The sequence below is a fragment of the Nocardia sienata NBRC 100364 genome, assembly GCF_001613205.1.
GTDB lineage: Bacteria > Actinomycetota > Actinomycetes > Mycobacteriales > Mycobacteriaceae > Nocardia > Nocardia sienata.
This window is the reverse complement of sequence record NZ_BDBX01000033.1, coordinates 52,690-72,181: the sequence shown is the minus strand read 5'-3', so window position 1 is coordinate 72,181 and position 19,492 is coordinate 52,690. Positions and strand designations below refer to the sequence as shown.

At 65.3% G+C, this 19,492-nt stretch carries 5 protein-coding genes; all 5 read left to right on the top strand.

What is annotated here, in order from left to right; all coding sequences use genetic code 11:
* The first annotated feature begins 110 nt into the window (after positions 1-110).
* The 5 genes from whiA to NS4_RS18375 all read left to right on the top strand — a co-directional run bounded on the left by whiA (position 111) and on the right by NS4_RS18375 (position 19,392).
* Complete coding sequence (gene whiA / locus NS4_RS18395; protein ID WP_157106108.1) at positions 111-14,732, top strand: DNA-binding protein WhiA; 14,622 nt, start codon at positions 111-113, stop codon at positions 14,730-14,732.
* Positions 14,733-14,824: 92 nt separating this feature from the next.
* Complete coding sequence (locus NS4_RS18390) at positions 14,825-15,079, top strand: hypothetical protein (protein ID WP_063060752.1); 255 nt, start codon at positions 14,825-14,827, stop codon at positions 15,077-15,079.
* Between the two features lie 235 nt (positions 15,080-15,314).
* Complete coding sequence (locus NS4_RS18385) at positions 15,315-15,740, top strand: phosphotransferase (RefSeq protein WP_063060751.1); 426 nt, start codon at positions 15,315-15,317, stop codon at positions 15,738-15,740.
* A 230-nt stretch (positions 15,741-15,970) separates the two neighbouring features.
* Positions 15,971-17,761: a choline/carnitine O-acyltransferase gene (locus NS4_RS18380; RefSeq protein ID WP_063060750.1), complete on the top strand. Its 1,791-nt coding sequence runs from the start codon at positions 15,971-15,973 to the stop codon at positions 17,759-17,761.
* A gap of 215 nt (positions 17,762-17,976) precedes the next feature.
* The gene (locus NS4_RS18375) at positions 17,977-19,392 is read left to right on the top strand and encodes an MFS transporter (protein ID WP_063060749.1); all 1,416 of its coding nucleotides are present in this window, start codon (positions 17,977-17,979) and stop codon (positions 19,390-19,392) included.
* The last annotated feature ends 100 nt before the right edge of the window (positions 19,393-19,492 follow it).

Sequence of the window (19,492 nt, the reverse complement as noted above, 5' to 3'; positions counted from 1 at the left end):
TTTCTACCGATTCTCTCGATATGACCGAGTGTTACGTGTTTTCGATCGACCGGGGCGAGCGTCGAGAACCGGGTTCCCTACCGGGAACGGGTCGACGGGCAGGGTGAATCTTGACTCTGCAGCTGCCACCCTGGTTGCCCCCCGGCGTGATCGAAGTCGTTGCCGGACATTTTCCCGAGGCCAGGGAAGACGCGATGCGTCGCCGGGCCGACAGCCTGTCGGAAAAAGCCGAGTGGTGCCGCGAACAGGCGGAATACCTCGATCAGAGAACCGCTGCCCGCAGCTTTGCCGTCAGGGGCGGCCGGTCCGGCGATGCGCACGAAGAACCTTCTCGGGAGCTGGCGGAAAGGTACCGCCGGCAAGCCGATGAATTCGACAAGGAGGCCGAGCACCTCTACGAGGGCGCGAATGCCTTCGAGGTGCAGAAGTGGACGGTTATCGGGTTCGCGGTGATCCTGGCGTGGACGCTGCTGCACGCCACGATCATGTTCGCCTACGGCGGCGCGATCGTTCAGCACCTCAAAAAAGTTCAGACCCGTACGGCGCTGGAAATCGCCTCACGCAAACTGCTGGAATATCTGGCGGGTTTGAGCGCGCGGGCGGCCGCGCAACGCGGAACTCTTGTTCTGACCGGTAAAGCCGCGGCTATCGGGGCCATCCAAGGTGGCGGTATCAACCTGGCCGTGCAGCTGAAGCAGGTGGCCTACGATCAGCGCGACGCGGTGGACGGGAAAGAAGTCCTGGTCACGACCCTCGCCGGTGGTTTCGGCGGCGGCGCCGGCCTGGTAGCGGGGAAATGGGCCGGTGACCGCTTGGTCACCCCGGCCACCCTCGCCCACGCGCAAAAGGCCACGAGCACTGGGCAGCAGGTGCTGATCCAGATCGGTGGCGCGCTGGTCACCGGTGGTATCGGTGGGTTGGTCGGCGGCCTTTTCGGGACGGGTGTGGCGATAGGCCTGTCCGGGGAGAAGTTCACGATGGACAGCTTCACCGAGGGTCTCCTGCCTGCCGTGGCCGGCGGGTTCCTCGGCGCGGCAGGTCACAGTCTGGCGAGCCTGCGTGCCGCGTCGCCGGAGCCGCCGGAGCCGCCCTCGACCGCGACCTCCGCTGTCGGTCCGGACGGCGGTGCCCCGAGCGCTCCGGCACACCGTGACAGCCGATCGCCCACAGACGCAGTGCGCGCACCTGGTCCGCTCACTGCTGCGGATCCGAGCATCCGGCCCGAGTCTCGGCAGCCCGGACTCGATGCGGTGTTGTCCCCGCTCCGTCAAGAGCCCGGCACCCAGCAGAAAACCAACTCCGTCGATGGGCCGCCGAGTCCGGTCAGGTCTTCGACCGCCCCGGGAGATGCCTTTCCCACAGAGGTCGATTCCAGGCCGGCAAGCAGTGCACAGTCGGCGGTCGCCAACGGTGCCGGTGGTGGGCCACCCCGGATGGGGGATCACAATGCTCCCGCCGGGACTGCGCGGACGGCACCGCCGCCGGCAGACGCCGATTCAGGCACCGCGCCCACACCGTCCGGGGTTCCCGACGGATCTCGGCAGGCTGCCCGCCCGCTGGAGTCCGCGGCCGGTGCGAATAAACCGCATCCCGCGGACATCGAGGTGGGAGGTGCCCGATCGGCTTCGTCGAAATCGGCCGCGGACGGCGATGACCAGGCCGGTTCCCGCGCCGCGGCGACGGAATCCACCGCGGAGGCACCCACGGGACGCGCCGCCGCCGGTCCGGAGCGAGCGCATCCCGCCGACGGCGAACAGGCCGGCGGACTTCCCCACCCCGGCAAGCAGGTGGTCGGCGAGCCGGCGCCGGACGCCCGACCCGGCGTGGCAGCCGCTTCGGGGGACGATCCGGCGCGGCCAGTCGCGAACGGCGAATCGACGCCGGCAGTTCCGAAGGCAGCGGTGGCCGAAACCGGTCGCGGGCAGCCGGATCCGACAATGGTGTCCGAGGCCACGCCCGGCCTCGTTTCCGAGCCGACCCCGGCCGGACGGCGCAGCGGTTCGGTCCCCGAATCGGCGGACCGGAACGCCGGGCCGGTCATGACGGTCACCAGTCCCGAATCCCCCGCACCCTCCCGCAACGCAGCCGGCCAACCTGTCGGCGCCGGAGACGGCGCTGCCGGGCAACGGGCGGCACCGCAGCCGAGAAGCGGAGAAGCGCCGCCCGCCCTCGCTGGGCGCGGCGAGGCCCCCGCGGACCGTGGAGGCGAACGACCGGCCGCTGTGTCCGCTCCGAAAATCGCTGCGTCAGAGCAACCCCCCGCTGTGAAATCGGGCAAGTCCCAGCATGGGCGTGCCGAAGACGGTGCCGCCCGGCAGAAGCCGGCGGGCGCCACCGAACCGGGACCGGCGTCCGGGCGTGCGGGTGATGACAGTACGAACCGGCGGCAAGCGAAGGCCGAACGGGAGACCGCCGACAACGACGGCGCACGACCGCGTCCCGAATCGGAGACTGCTCGTGCACAGCGGGATTCGGATGCACCACCTGCTGCTCGTGACGAAGATCCCGCCGCGGCCGCACGTGCGAAGGCACGAGCCGAAGTAGAACAGCGTATTGCGGTGGAGCGGCGGCAGAACGAGCTTGTGCGCGAACACCACCGGAAGCGTGTCGCGGAGGCAGCCGAGCGTGAACGGGCCGCCTATGCGCAGTTGCAGCGGCAGGAGAAGGCCGTGCGCGTGGCGGAGGCGCACGAGCGGGCCACCCGGCTCGGTCCCAGTGACCGGATCCGTGATCTGTCCGGGCAGGGCACGGCAGCGGATCGAGTGGCTGTCGATGCCTCGCGGGCGGCCCAGGAACAGCTCCGGCAGGCCCGGGTGAAGCTGACCGAATCCCGGGATGTATACGAGGCCGCGGTGGCCGGGCACGAGGCCGCAGCGCGGGCGAGAGCCGGTGACCTGGTGAAGATGTCGGACCGGGCCGGGGTTTCGCTGATGAACGATTTCGAGGCGGGAATCCTCACCGATCGTGGCGCGGTGTTCGAGGTGGTTGCCCAGGAGCGGGTCAGCGCGGCCTTGGCCGCCGGTCGCGCGATCGGGGAGTTGCGAGCCCCGGGCAGCGCGGCCGACGGTACGAGCCCGATGGCGACCGCATCACCGGAGTCGGTGGTCGACACGATGGTGCGGGGCTCCAGACAGGAGCGGATCGCGGCGATGACGGAGTGGATCCGCCGGGGTGACGATCGACATCGCCTGGTACGAGAGACGCAGGCCGCGGCGTTCTTGCTGCTGGAGCACGGCCCGGTCGATATGAAGACCGGCGAGGGCAAGACCATCGTCATGGTGATGAAGATGGTGACCGATGCCGTCGATCACGGGACGGCGCACGCATGGACCAGCAGTGATCTGCTCGCCGGTGAGCTGGCCGGTGAGTTGCAGGCCTTCGTGGTGCGGCCGGAGTCGGATACGGGGACCGATGTGATCCGGATGGACCAGGACGGTCCGCTGCCGGATCCGGTGCCCGGCCGCGGGCGGATCGTCGTGGGTACCAAGGAGGACTACCTTTTTCGCGCGTTGAAGGTCGCGGATTCGATGATGAACGATCTCGCAGCCCGTGGCATGCCGCAACACGAGGTGACGGCACTGCGGGATTTTTTCAATACAAAACCGTCTATCGACCGGATCAAGGAAAGGCTGGATACCGCAGCTTCCGATTACGGTCTGGACACTCGGTTCGAGCCCTTCCCGGTAGGCAAACTCACCATCGACGAATTCGACACCATCTTCGACGGCAATTCCGAGTGCGTACTCTCACCCGGTGCGGCGGAGGAGGCCACACCCGAGGTGGTGGCCGAACTGCAGAGTATCTGGGATCGGCTGGTGACCGCGGAACGCGACCACGGCCTGACGGCGGCAGATTTCAAGAGACCCGAGAACACCCGGGGAATGTGGGCCGCCCAGACGTCCCCGGAGGCCGTCGTCAAGCTCGAGAAGGTGGCGGGCGCACCTGCCACCGTCTCGGAGCTGAAGCTTTTCGCCGATGCCGCCAACGCACGCTGGGGTTTGGAAAAGGGAACCCACTACATCACGAGAGCGGACGAGGGGGAGGGCGCGAAGATCGGCGTCCTCGCCCACGAAACCAACGACAAGGCGATGTGGGACAGAACGAAGTCGACCGAGGTCCGGTGGCAGGATGTCGGACAGTTCGTGGATCTCAAGGAGGGACTGCCGGTTCGGGCGAATCAGGAGCATTCGTTGCGGATGTCGGATCAGCAATTGATCGGCAGCGAGTTGCTGTTCGATCCGTCCGGTGTGTCGGGAACCTTGAAGGGCGTCGAAGGCGTCACCTACGACCTGTACGGTGTCGGTCCGGTGCCGGAGCTGCCGACCTTCTACACCTCGAACCGGGTAGTCGATAAGCCGCTGCTCTTCGAGAACACGCAAGACAAACTCATGCACCTGGCCGGCGACATCGTCACACATGCCGACATTGTCGACGTCACCGATCCGGTGACCGGCGAGAACAAGCGCGTGCAGACCGGCCGACCGCAGTGGATCACGTTGATGGACAACGGCGAAGGGCGCGGCGACCCGGCGGCAGGGCGGCTCGGCCTGGTCGACTATCTGCACAAGGCGGCGCGGGAACGGTACGGTGACGATTTCGAGCTGAACTTCGTCATAGTCGATGCGGAGTTCTACGCCGAGCACGGCGGGAGCAACGTTCATTCCGAGGCGCTCGTGCGCCAGATGATCGAGGAGTTCGGAAAACCCGGCGATATCTTCATCATCAACAAGGAGGGCGGCCGAGGCGCCGACCCGACACCGACCAAGGAATCGATCGCGCTCGGCGGTGTGCTCGGCAAGACCAGTGGCGGGCCGGCGTTCTCCCAACGGGTCAACGACCAGGTGGACGGCCGCGTCGCCCGCGGTGGTTCGGGCGACGACCGCGAGAACGGCGGCACGCCCGGGAGCACGGTGCACTACATATCACCCGAGGACTTCCGGGGCCGGGTCACCGACCACGGCGTCACGCAACAGATCGTCCAGTACACCAAAGCAGTCGAGGCGCAAAAGGTTGCGCAAGAGCGGCACGAGCAGTTCGACACCAAGACCACCGAGATCGAACTGAGCGACGCCGAATTGTCCCTGGAGCAGGCCAGGACAGACCTCTTGGAGAAGGCCGTCCCGGCGATGAAGGACGCGGTGGAGAAGGATCAGCTCGCCACCAAGTACGCGAGCGCCAACCAGGCCAACGCCCCACCCGCCGAGGCACACGGCGCTGCGACCCGGCAACCCTGGCATCCCCCTCCCCAGACCGCGGATACGGCGGCCCCACACGCGGACGGGACCGGCCCACAGGCGGCCCGGCAGACACATCACGCCCCTGCTGGCGTCCACGACGGCGCCTCGATGGCGACTGCTGCTGCGCACGAGGGCGCGTCTGTGGCCACTGCTGCTGTGCACGAGGGCGAATCTGTGGCGACTCCTGCTGCGCCGGAGGGCGCCTTCGCGCCGACTGCTGCCGGCCTCGCTCTCGAGGCAGCGGCTCATACGGATTCCGGCAATCCGCCCGCCGCGCCCACCTTGCGTGACGAATACGGCGACAGCATCCTCCGCCACCTCCTGCAGTTGCTGGACGCACCGGGCGGACAGGCGGCCGCGCCGTTGCTGCCGGTGGCGCAGGCCGTGCGGGACGCGGCATTCGCGCATGTCGAGGCGCAAGGAATCCCCATCGGGACCGACATCGCCGACCATATGCGCGAGACCGCGCGAAATGTCTTGGCCGCGAACTTGAATCAACTCGATCCGGCCCAACGCCGACTCGTCACCGAATTCGGGCCGGCGCTGCAGCAAGGACTTGCTTTCACCCCAACCCAGGCCGAGGCAGACAATCGGACCGAGGCGCGGGCCGCGGCCGTCGGCCGGCTGGTCGAGCAAGTGCGGACCGCCCAGCCGATCCTCGCCGACGCTGCGGATACCACCGTCGCGTTCGACCGATTGTCCGCCCGCGATCGCACCGAGACGCTGCAACGGGCGCAGCAGGGCGACCGGTCCGCCGGCCAGGCATTGGACCGCTATTTCGGCCCCGCCACCGCCCAGGGCATGTGTGTCGTGCTCGGCTGGGATGCGGACCGCGGCACACCGCCGACGCGGATCCAAGTCCTGGCGCACGCAGTCGCGCGTGCCACGCTCGCCGCCGCCGAAGCCGATGGGTGGCAGGTCCCCCCGGGGGTCGACGTCGGTGAGTGGCTGCTCGGCGAAGCGAGAGATACGTGGCTCGACAGCCTCAACCTATTGGCTCCCGCCATACGCCGGCTCGTCACCGATGCGGTGAATTCCCGGTCCGGCGCGGACCTCACCGATGCTCAGGTCGACCTGCTCGGGTGGGTTGCGCAGGACATCGCAGTACGGACAGCCGATACGGTGGCCCGGCGACAGCGGACCTCGGCCGAGGACCGCGTGACCCGGGCGAGCGCTGCGACGACAGCCGACGCGGAGCGAAAAATCAAGCAGGCCATCGCCCGGCAGTTGTTCGACACGTACGGGGTCGAGGTCCTCGGGCTGGACAAGCCGGGGATCTCCGTCGATACGGCACTGTCGATCAGGAACGCGATAGTCGATGGCTACGCCGCGAGAAAAAACGTCGACGACATTCAGCTCGATGTCGTACTCATCGCTCCTGTGGTCGGCAATATCGGTGCCTGTATCTGGAGCCCCGATGTGGTCGAGGGCGCCGCTCCGACCTTCATGGTCCTCAACGAGGACCTCTTCGGTAATCCGGAGAAATTCCAGGAGACCATGCGGGGGGCAGTGCAGGCGGGCCGCCTGATGGCCCCGACCGGCGATCCTGCCTACGACGCCGTCAGCCACGAGATGGGCCATCTGCAGGACAAAAACGCACGCAAAGGCCTCTACGACAAGTTCCCGATGGACCATTCGCGAATCGGTCCCGTCCGGAAAGAGAGCAGCCAGGACTCGAAAGAAGCTCGTGCTTTCGGCCACCTGTTCTCACATTTCACCGAACTGAAAAAGTTCGGTTCGCTACCGCCGGATACCCAGTTCGACGACTGGCTGGGCCGGCTCGATGCGTACAGCAGCGGCAAGAAGAAATCGATGAACCCGGAGGAAGATCGACTGTTCGAGGCCTTCGAATCGTGGCTGAGTCGGTTCCCGAGTCGCGCGGATTTCGACGACTGGCTGCGTGAATCCGGCGTATCGCGGGCGGGAACCGATGACCGGCGCCGGCCCGCCGCCGAGCTCGGGGAAGGCGACGACGGATCGGGGCGGGTCGATCTGGAGACCGTATACAAGACGTGGCTGAACAAGCTCGATGGGAACACTCGCCGGCGCATACGTGAAGGCAAGGATTACGGCCGGCCTCCCGCCCGCCTGGACCCGGATGCGGAGAGACTGGGGCTGGACGCAGCGGCACTGCAACTGGGCGCTCTGCGAGTATTCAATCCGGCAGAAGCCCTGGCCGAAGCGAATAACGCCTTCGGCAGGACCGCACCGGCGGACCCCACACACCCCGTCTACGCCTTGCAGGCCCTGCTCCGGGGTGTTTCGTATGCACAGGTGTTGAAAGACGCAGAGCAGCGTAATGCGCTGGCGCGGGCGAACTATCGCGGACCGATTCCGGCCGCTTCCGAGTTCGGCGCGAGCATCGCTTCGAAGGGCCCGGCCGTATCCGTATCCGAGGCGTGGCGGTCGATGACCCCGGCCGAACGGGCCCGATATGTGAAACAGCAGGTCGCCTACTTGAACCCCGACAGGGGCGGCAAACCCGGTTTCGTACTCGACGAACTGGTGCGGCTGGAGCAGAAGCAGCTCGCGGACCTCGCATCGCAACCGGGGCGCGCCACTGCCCGGCCTGCCACGCCCTCGGGCGACCGGCCGGTGTTCGGTCGGCAGCGCGACGGGTCCCGCACCCGGGAGCTCGTTCCGGTCCCCGCCGATCTCGGCGATGCCGTCACTCCCGGGACCGAAGAAGGAGCTTCCGTCGACGACGGTGACGCAGAAGCCCTACCCAGCGTTCAAGACCTGGTGACCGATCCAGCGCACCGGCCGCCCGACGGCGGCCCGGATCCCTCCGTCTCGGACGCCGGGCCCGAGACACCCGAGCCTTCGGCTCGGATCGTGCAACTGCTTGTGACCGGCCCGGAAGAGGTGGCGCAGGCGCGTCGAGACCTGCGAGAGCTGCTGCGCGACTGGCCGTCCGCGCAGGTGGAAAACGCTGACGTGCTGGTGTCGGAGCAGGGCTCCCGCATAGTTGATGGCGGAGTTCCGGGCATTTTGGTCGCCGAGGTGACCGGACCGCGGGGCGCTCGGGTATTGCATGTCGAGACAGTTGGCCGCCGGGCGGCGTCCGAATCGGTGGAACGCGCCGGCATGACGGTGAGGTCCGGGTGGCCGCTCGATCTGCTGACCGCCTTGTCGCAGCGGACGGCCACGCACGCTTTGGGCGCATCGGAGGTGGTCTGGTTCGAACTGGACGAGTCCGCGCCCCCGGCCTCGGCAGTGGTGCTCGCGGATCTGCCGGACGAACATCGCGGGTCCACGGGGGCCGGCATCGAGGGATCAACTCCCGGCCAGTATGTATCGCCCTCGGACAGGGCCACAGAGAGCGGTACAACCGGATCGGCGGCCCAGTCGGATGCCACCGCAGGTAGCCCACAGACGCGTGATACCCCCGGACCCGATCTGGGCGAAGCCGATGAGACCGAAGTCGCCGGACCCCACCAGTCATTCGCTGTCGCCCCGCCGGCGGCCGTACTGCTCAGCCATCCCGCGCTCCGGGATCTGCTTCCGGCCACCGCGTACAGGAATTCCGCGATGCCGCGATCGATAGCCGCGGCGTTGCGGGATGCCGCATTGGAGTACGGTACACCGATCTCGGGCAGCTACAACGATGTTTATATGTTCGACTTCGATGACCATCCCTTGTCCGATTTCGTTGTCCGCATCCCGAAAGAAGAAGCGGAAACGCTGGATTTCGTGCTCTGGCCTAAGGAATACCAGACACGGCAGGCATTGGCGCAGGCCGGTGTGCGGGGTGTGGATTCCCCGCTGTATCTGGCACTGGACGACCATGGAGAGCTCGAATTCGAGATTCAGCGGCGGATATACGGCAGGCCTGTGTCGGAAATTTCCGGAATGGAGATGATGCGTCAGCTCCGGGAAATCATGCAACAGTTCTCCGAGGTTGCCGTTCCGCAAGAGCTGTTGCCGCTTCCTGAGGGGTACCCCGGAGACGGCGACTCGGTCGGTATCTACCGAATGCTCATGGATCACTTCGAGCAGAAGTTTCGAGTATTCAACCGGATCGAGCCGTATCGAACCATGTTCGCCGCGCTGGGGTTCGGTGAGTCGTTGTTCGATCGACTCGAATCGCAAATTCCCCATGTTCGCTCGCAGCGGTTTCGTTTTCTCCACGGAGACATACACAAAGATAACGTATTGGAGCGGTACGAATCCCGAAATCTCGAGAGCTCGGATCGGTCGCAAGGAAAAGAGTACGTGCTCATCGATTACGGCCTTGCTCTATACGGTCCGGAGGACCTCGAGCAGGCGATAATCATGCATAGGAACCCCGGTAGGGTGCCGGAGTTCGGATACTACCCGAACGACATAGTGCCCTGGGTTTTCCTGCTCGACGTGATCCGGGCCTTCATCGATACGGTCGGGCTGATGAAAGAGGCGGCCAAGCCGAACCCGGACGGGATTCGAATGTTCCAGCTCGCCAGATATCTCGGCAATGCCCTTTTCGCCGGGTTGAACAGCCTCGGCTTCACCGTTCTGTCGTATGCGGAGATAATCGAAACAGCTCTACGAGCTACGTCCTCCGCGCCGGTACCCGAAACAGCGGCGACCGGCCCAGGACGTGCAGCGATGACTCCGAGTCGGAACGAGATAGCCGATGCCTTGGGGGTCAGCGAGCGGCAGGTAGAGGGGGCGGTGGACCCGGCGGTGGCGCAGTACGGCCGATCGGGCCCCTGGGTGGTCGATCGCTTCGGCACCGGAGACTCCGCGCGGCCGAGCCGGGCCGCCGCCCCGGACACGGCGGACCGGCAGGACCTACCGCAGTCGGTGAAGGCCGCGCTCGCCGGCGGGCCCATCACCGATATCGATCTCGCATACGCCGAGGACGCGCTGCGGAGATTCGTGCCGGGTGCGACCGTGGCGGATCTGTTTCCCGAGGACCGGCCCGACGGGGATGTCGTGGCGACGGCACGTGACCGAGCGACGGCCGTGGCCCGGTGGTGGCACTCGCTGGACGAAGCCCGGCGGGAAGCAGTGTTGTTCGTACACACCGAGGTCGGCAATGTCGGTGGTATCCCGGCAGCGGACAGGAACACTGCGAACCGGCGGAAACTCGATCGTGACCTCGCGAGCTTCCTCGCCCGCACCCCCGAGAATCTCGGGATCAGCCAGACGGTCAACTCGGAGTTCGGGCCCGGTGAGCCCCGGAAGCTGCGCCGTATCCTCCACGCACGTAGAGCGCTGGCACAGGCCGAACTGCGGGCGAAGGCGATGCATTCAGAGGTTCCGCCGCCGGTGCAGCTGCTGGCCTACCACGACGACGGGCTCGAGATCGGGTTCGGCGACTTGGACTCCGCGCTCTCGATCGCCGAGCACGTCGTGTACAGCAGCGACCTCTCGTCCATTGCCGACGACGTCGTCTACGTGGGCAACCATTACGAGGCGACTACCGGACGGACCGCGGACGCTCGGACAGCCTCCAAGATTTCCCACCGGCACACTGCGCCCAGACGAGCGAAGATCGGGGTGCAGCATGGACGACAGTTCAGCGCAGGTATCGCAGGTTTCAACGCGGGCCGCGAGTACGCCGCCCAGCTGCCCGATGGCTCTCCGACGCCGGTGAATCACATATTCGCCTACGGCGCCGCCGCAGCCATGGTCGGCGCCGCCGGCGCACACGCCCGGTTGAGTGGCGAGGTCACCACAGTGACGCTGTCGGATCCCCGCGGCGCTCTGCCGGTCGCGAATGCCGCGGAATTCGGTGTCGATGAGGTCAATATCGTGGAAACGGTATCGCGGCGATCTCCCGTGCTGGGCGCAGGCGTCAGGCGAGTTCGCCGCCGCGGTGTGGGCATGGAGTTCGGGGGACAGCGGATCATCGTGGTCCCCGCTGCCGATCCCGGGACGTCGGTGCTCGGACGTTATCTTTCTGCCGACCCGGCCACCGGGGTTCCCTCATCGTCACTGACGATATTCGCCGATATCGCAGCGAACGGTACTGCTCTGGCTACCGATCCGGTCGATCCCACACTCGGGCGACACGCATCGGACGACCCCGGTCGCTCGGACGAACGAGGACCGTCTCTGCTGGAGAATCCCCAGCTCACCGACACCGCGCGTACGCGTCGGCCGGGAATTCTTCCGTCGTCTGCCAACCCGTGGAATCGCCGGAAGAACCCGAACAGACAGCCATTCCTGGCAACGCAGGTGGTGACACCGCGGGATGTCGCCGCCAGCTTCGCAATCGTCGACGATGGCACCGGCAAGCGGGACCTCAGCTCTGATACCGGATCGATCCGCAATCGTTCACATCTGTACGCAGAGCTGCTGCCCGAGGCGTCCAAGCCCACGTCCGCTGAGGAAGAGTTGGTACGGAGTGCATTCGATGTGGGGGGTTTGGTTCGTTCTCCGGCCGATCTGGTGCACGCCGAGTACGGCGATGACGACGTGAGAGAACGGTCGGTGCAGCGGGCCGAAGCGAACTTCCGATGGTGGCATCAGCTGACTTCGGAGCAGAGGGAAGCCGTGCGGCGGGCGGTTCCCGAGCTCGGCAACGCCGACGGTATTCCCTTCGAGATACGAGATCAGGTCAATCGGTTGTCGATCGCCCGCGAACTGGCGGCCTATCGGGCCAGGTGTCCCGAAGGCGCCGATATCGAGCAATGGATGGCGACACAGCTCGACGCCGCGGAGCGCCGGCATCTGCGCAACCTGGTCTACAGCCACCACGCCTTGGGTAAAGCGGAGCTCGAGACACGGTCCATGGAACCCATCGTGCCCGCGCCCCCTGTGCAGGTGATCGGCTATGAAGCTCAGGAGTTCGGCGGAGCCGGGCGGGCGCTGGTCGGTTTCGGTAGGGCCGACAGCGCCGAAGTCATACTGTGGCAGATTCCCGGAATCACCACCACGCTGCAACGTCTGAACGACAGGTTGACCAATTCGTGGAATCTCTACAGTGCGTCGGCGAGATTGAATCCTGATCTCGGAATCTTTTCGATGGCGTGGCTCGGCTACGACGCGCCCAGTGGCGGAACGATGATGACCGAGACCGTTTCGCCTCAATCGGCCATCGAGGGTGGGCGCCTGATGGTACGAGACCTCTGGGGGTTCGATACGACTCGCCGGCTGCAGAGCGGACTTCCCGGCGGTTCTCCGATATCGCTGAACCGGCTTTTTGCCCACAGTTACGGCTCCACCACGGCGGCCTGGGCCGCATATGGTGATCGATTCCTCGATGCCACCGAGTCGACATCCGTGGTCGAATCGGTCGCTGTGTTGGGTTCTCCCGGCATGGGACCGCTGCAGCACGCGGACGAGTTCCGTGTCGAAGAGGTGTATGTCTTCTCGAACAGTGAGGACCCGGTGACCTCGCTCGGGTCGAACATACCGGGGATGGCCGGAAGGATCGCCGGTCGCGGGCAGGGGATGGATCCGGCGGCGGAGGTGTTCGGCGGGGTACGGGCCCGGTCCCAGTATCCGGACACGCCGCGGTTCGCGACTGCGTTACGAAGTCATCGCCAGTACTTCCAGTACATCGACTCCATCGCCGGCATTCCCACCGAGCCGCTGGGCGGCTCCGCTCTGATCGCAGTAGGCCGTGGCGATGAGGTACTACGCGCCCCGCACCGGCCGGGACCGGAGAAGCCGAGCTGGCTGCACCGGACGATCGGCTCCCGCCTCGTCGACCCCGAGGCCGATCGCACCGCATCGGCGGCCGGCCCCGCCGCTTACCGTCGAATCCTGGCCGCACAGGAGCCCGAACCCGATCCCACGCCGCGCGGCCCCGATACCGTCGCCATCGACCTCGACCCCGACGCCGAACCCCCGGCCCCGCCAGTACCCGGCGCCGACACCGACGCACGGGCCGGCGACTCAGCGGAGAACGAGTCCGAATACTGGACTCGATACTGGGCGGAGACAGACGCCGCCATCGACGAGCTGATCGCGATCGACCCTGCGGCGTACTGGTACCTGAAATACCTGCCGAGGCCCGAGCCAGGAGAGCCGTTCGGCGCCGACTGGGTCAGCAAACGGGGGAAATGGTTCGATGCCATGCACGCGGAGGTGGTCGAGAAGCTGAAGGAACTGGAGATACCCGACAAGGAATTCGGCAAGATGGGCCCACGCGAGCTGGGTTCGATCATCTCCACCCTGGTCTCCTGGGGTGCCGACAAGGTGCGCGAGACGAATCTCGAGGAAGAGTTCACCGACAAGGACTTTCTCGAGCTTAACCGGATCGTGAAACGTGCCCCCGTCTACTCGGCACTGGCCTTGCTGTCCGTAACCGGCTTGTCGATCGATAATTTGATGCGCAACCGCGAAGCTGTAGCGGAGGCGGCCCGGGTGGAACGGGCATTGGAACTGCTCGGCGATGATGTGCCGGAACATCTGGCGGCGGCGGGGAAGCTTCGCGTCGAACACCGTCACGCGTCGCTCGAGGAGTTGGCGCAGCTCGCCGACCCACCGATGAGCGAGGACGAGGCGGCGGAGCATATCCGGCAGTTGTTGTCCATGGCGGACCGGCGGGCCGAGGAACTGGGGGTGCCGGATACACAGTCGGCGGTTACGGCGGCGCTACTGGGCGAAGCGATCAACTGGCAGTCACTGTTCATCAAACAGCAGAAGACCACGAGCGACGGGAGGATCATCACCGTCTGGAAGCTGCGGACGCTGCCGGTGAATGAGCCGCAGCGTGCCAGCACCCGGGATGTCAACGACCGGATCTCCAGGTGGGCGAGATTCCTGCGGGCGACATCGCTGGACGAGTGGCCGCAGCTGGTGTCGATTCTGTTCGGCAAGATGCAGTACTTCTCGGGAAGGCCCCTGCTGGGCCACGATCACGACCTGATGCGCGAGGTCCTCACACCCGAGGAGTACGAATTCTGGAACCGATACCTGAAGGACGACCTGTGGTCGGCGCTGCACTTCCCGGGTTGCCGGGGGCTCGCGGCCCAGAGCCCGGAGTATCTGCGGGCAAGGTATCTGGCTGCCTTCATCTGGTCGCGGATGGGTAGTCGAGCGGCCGAGGAATACATGATGAAGGTCGTCGACCGTTACCTGGCCAGTACGGTTCTACGGGAGTCCCCGGATCTGGTGCTGGGCATCGGGAAGGACATCGTCGAGGGTGGAATCGGGTTTCTTCCAGAGGCAGCCCAGCGCAGGCTGCGCGCGGCCGCGGGGCCGGTCTCCGCGTTCACCGGCTGGATGGCAAAGCTGCTACGAAGTGCGGCAGAGGGCACCGCAGATATCGTGTACCCGGGGCCGCAGGGCAAGCCCCGCTCCGACCGAGGGCGACCGGGGCCTGCCGTGCCGATCGCGGACCTGCTGGACGGACCGGGCGAATCGGCAGAATCCATGATCGGCGGGCCTGCCTCCGCCGACGGACAACGGCTCCCGGCGCAAGACACCACGGCACCAGCCGAACTGTCCGATACCGGCGGGCGAGACAACGTCGGCGTGAAGCCCGAACCCTCACCATGGAGCAGCAACCGCCGCAGTACGCCACGGTCGACGGAGCGTCCCGGCGCATCGGAATAGTCATATCGAGGCTCGTGTTCGGTCGGATCGAGAACACGCACACGCGGCGCCACCCGGCACGCTGACTGCCACCGACCGAGCGCGCACAATGGATGCACGAGCCGGCGCGCGAGATCTACTGCACCCTGCTGTATCCGATGAGAGGAAATCTGCTCGGGCGGGTGCGGAATGTGCTGCACTCCTGCGCCGATCCGCGATCGACCGTATCCGCCGACTCGTTCGCCGATTCCACCACCGCGGCTCTCGGCGCGTCGCTGCCGCAGGATCACGCGGTCAGCGATGTCGAGCGCGTACTGGGCGCGATGGCGGTGGACCGCGACCGCACGTGCCGCCCGGAGACCGGGTAGGACGGACCGGACGATCGATCTTTCCGAAGTACCGCCGGCACGGGAATTATCCCCTCTGGGCAGTGAGCGCGGACGGACGATGGACCGTGCCGAAGCGATGGCTGTGGCAACTGCCGGTGTACCACTTCTTGTATATGGCCGATTGGTACACCGAATTCTACCGACGGCACTACGATGAATTCGGGGCATTGTTCGACGAGTTCGGGTTGCTCCGAGATCCTTTTCCCACTGCGAAGTGACTTTCTTGCGATGCCGGGAAAGCGATTTCCATATTCCGCACGCCGATCCCGATGTGGGCAACTTCCCGCTGGCGAACAATCGTTCCCTGACTCTCCTCGATTGGGAATTGGCTGTCTTGGGCCCGCCGGTCTACGACTGTGCCCGGATGGACCATCTGATGTCCGGAAGTTTTGTTCCCCAAACACTTGGCGGCCCGCATCTGCTGACGGCCGGCAGGGTGCAGAAGATCAAGCGCGTGATGATCGATACCGTGAAATTTGCGCCTCTGCCATCGTCTGGACGTCTTACTCCGGAACTCGTCGACTTCATCGAGACGGACTTCCGGTACGCCGTCCTCGTCATGCGACAGCTCTCCGGTCATTCGAAACCGTTGCCGGACCGGCCCGTATTGGAAATTCTCAGTTCATGGCAGCGGCCGTGACCACGGTGAACCCGAGCTTGTCACCGAGCGGCTACGCGCCGGCGCCGTGGGGACTTCAGCCCGGCGTCACACGGGGAGGGGCTGCCCCCTCGGCGGTGGCATCCGCTCAGTGACCGACCGGGTCGAGACCGGACCTCAACTGGGAAAACAGTTCTCGGCCGCGCGGTCTTGCCGGGCCTTCCCACCGGTGGAGCCAGCCGCGGTAGCGGTGGTGGTGAGACACTCTCCCGGTGAACGAGAAGTTTGGGGCCGAGAACGCCGTCGGCACATTCGATTTCGACGATCAACTGCCGCGACTGCCCATTCCGGCTCTGGAGGAATCGTGCAAGCGATTGCTCGAGCGGTGCGCGCCGTTGCTGACCGACGAGCAACTCGAGGCGACCGAGGCAGCGGTGGAGAATTTCCTCTCGCCGGACAGTCCGGCACGGGAGTGGCAAGAGGAAATCGAGCGATTCGACCGGACCCCCGGCGTCCACAGTTGGCTCGATGCCTACTGGGCTTCTCGCCATCTCGGCTATAGGGACAGTATCGCGTTCAGTGCGAACTCGTTCTTCTTGTTCACCGATTCCGAACACGGGCAACTCGAACGGGCCGCCGAACTGATCGCGCGTACCGCCGCCTATAAACTCGGACTCGACGCCGAGCTGGTATCGCCCGTGATGCTGCGCGGCCGGCCACAGTCCATGCACCAGAACAGGTGTCTGTTCGGTACCACCAGGATTCCCGGTATCGAACGCGATTCCGTGCGCTCCGCCTACAGTGCCGTCGAACCCGGCCCCGCGGCGGCAGACCATATCGTCGTCTTCTTCCGTCGACAGGCGTTCCGCTTGGAGATCATCGCAGATGACCGAACCCCGTATTCTGTCGCGGACCTGATCACCGCACTGGAGGTGATCAGGGGCACCGAGGAGGTCGACAACCTCTCACCGGGAGCGCTGACGGCGACGTCACGTGCCGCATGGGCGACTGCCCGCCGAGCACTCATCGAAGATCCGGACAATCTCGCCGCGCTCGAGACGATCGAAACGGCACTGTTCTGTGTAGCGCTCGACGATTTCGTACCCGAAGGCGAACTTGCGGCATGTAACCACCTGATGCACGGTGATGGTGGTAACCGCTGGTACGACAAAGCCTTGACATTCATCGTCTTCGCCGATGGCCGCGCGGGCATCAATATCGAGGAGTCCGGTCTGGACGGAACCACCGTGGCCAGCTTCTGCGACGCCGTTCTGGGAAGTACGATGGCCATCTCCCCGGAGAAGACCGGGCGAGTTCCCGCGGTATCGCCGATCGAGTTCCGTCTCGACGATCATCTGCGGCAGGAAATCGACAACGCCTCTGCTGATTTCGGTAGGCAGGTGGATGAAACGGTCACGGAGATCGTCTCGTTCGAGAATTTCGGGTCGGACACGGCCAAGCGTCTCGGGGTATCCCCCGATGCGTTGGTCCAAATGGCGTACCAACTGGCTCACCAACGATCGAGGGGATTCCTCGGCACCACCTATGAATCCGTTGCGGTACGGCATTACCGAAACGGCCGCACAGAGGCCCTCCGGGCGGTGACGCCCGAGGTCGTGCGCTTCGTGGCGTCGATGGACGACCCGACCGCTACGGTCGCCGCCCGGGCCGAAGCGCTACGCGCCGCGGTGGAGACGCATGTCGCCAACACCAGGGACTGCCAGGCGGGGCGCGCGCCGGAACGGCACCTGGTGGAGCTTCAGCGCATCCAGCGGGAACGCGGCGATGAGCCGCTCGCACTCTACGAATCCCCTGGCTGGAGTATTCTGCGCGATGATCACCTCAGTACCAGTGCCGTATCGTCGGCCCACGTTCGATTCTTCGGATTCGGGCCGATAACCGCCCGATGCATCGGGATCGGGTATGTCCTGCAACCCGGACGCCTCGATATCCACCTCAGCGCATTCCAGGACATAGAACAGCAAATGCGCGGATTCGCGAGCGCTATGTCCGAGGTCATCCCGGAGCTGTGCGATCTGCTCGAGAAGACAGGTATCGCCTAGCGGTCCAGGGTCGATTATCGAAATATTCACTACTTCGGTTTTCGCATAGCAATGGAAAGAAGTGCCGAACCCTGGAGACAGGGGCGCCGTGGTAAACGTACTGAGAACACCTACCTGACAGAAGACTCGATCGCTTCCGCAGAAGCCGACTACACGCCGGGTGAGCGGAAGTGAAAGCTTATCTAGAGCTTCTGACAAACCGGACAGTATGCGAAATGGTGCTACTCAGCCTGCTGTTCCGGACGGTTCTCAACTCTCAATCCCTGATGCTGGTCATGCATGTGCGGCATACGTTGGACCTGTCCTACGCTGCTGCGGGCCTATTGAGTACGGTGGTCTACCTGTGTCTGGCCGGAACCGAGCTACGGCGTGGCCCGCAGCTCGACCGCTTGGGTACGCGACTCACCATCGCTCGGGCCATCCTGATCAACGGGATCTGCTGGGTGATTGCACCATTCGCTCCGTTTCCGGTGCTGCTGTTGCTCGCGGCGCTGGCGGCATGGTTCGAGATACCGGTCATCAACGTGGCAAAACAGGCCATCACCGTCGCCACGACCGAACGGCAGCGGCGCCCGGCGCTGGCCGCCTACGAAGTGACCGCCGATGTTTCGCTGCTGGCCGGGCCGCCGCTGGGTGTCGCAGCGATGAGCATGCTCGACACAGATGTGGTGCTCCTGGTGGCGCGAATGGTGGTCTTGTGCTGCGGCGCGGTGCTGCTCAGATCCAGCCCATCGCTGGAAACCGAGACGGCTCCGGTGGATCGACCTGTGCTCCGGCGGTCCTGGTTACAGCCCGGGTTCGTGGCGGCATGTGTCGCATACGCCGCGGCCGCCGCGGTGATCAGTGCGGAGGAAATGTTCGTCATCGCGGTGATGCACGATTTCGGCGACGAAGGAGCGATCGGACTGGTGCTCGCCGTCGGCGCAGCCGGTGCCGTGGCAGGCGGGTATCTGTACGGTTCGATCTCCAGAACCATCTCGCCGTATGTGCTGCTGGCAGGGCTCGGAGCCGGAATGGTGCCCTGCGCCTTCGCGGCCGGGCCTGTGATGCTGGCGATAGCTGTTTTCGTAGTGGGCATGTTGGCCGGGGCTGTTTTTCCGGCCTGCACCGATTACATGAATGCAGCGTTTTCCGAGGGCGCGCCTGGTGAGGCCCTCGGCTTTCATTTCAGCTTGATGTGGGTCGGGATCGCCATGGGAAGTACGGTGGCGAGCCAGGGTGTTCATCTTGCCGGTTCGTCGGGGGGGATGCTATTCACGGCTGCGCTCGGCATCGGTGCGGGAATCCTGCTGGGCCGAATTGCGGCCCGTGCCGCCGCTGCCCGTGGGCGATCCGGCGCAGTGGGTCGAACACGCATTGTCACCGCAGCGAGATGGATACTCGACATCGCGCAAGTTGTCTTTTCCAGAAATAACGACGGCTCGCTCGACATATTGCTGGGTGGAAATAGCGCATCCGGGGAGAAGGAGAATCTGCTGGTTCTCGAACATCGCGATCGGGCGGAGGTCCGGGAAATATCATCGGCGGCTCCTGAAGCAGCCGCCGCCGGTCCGTCCGGGGTGCAGACTCTTCGAACCCCTTGGAGCAACGCTCCGAAAACAAAAGAGAAACAGGGCTCACCATGGCATTGACCCACGACCCGAATCCTGCACTTCGATAGTTGCTGTGAGCTTCCGGCCGTCCCGATCGAAATACCTGGACGACACCGAACTCGACACACCGACATGCATC

Coding starts and splice junctions, on each gene's coding strand:
- NS4_RS18390 (WP_063060752.1), top strand. CDS start 14,825: ATGCACGAGCCGGCGCGCGAGATCTACTGCACCCTGCTGTATCCGATG.
- NS4_RS18375 (WP_063060749.1), top strand. CDS start 17,977: ATGGTGCTACTCAGCCTGCTGTTCCGGACGGTTCTCAACTCTCAATCC.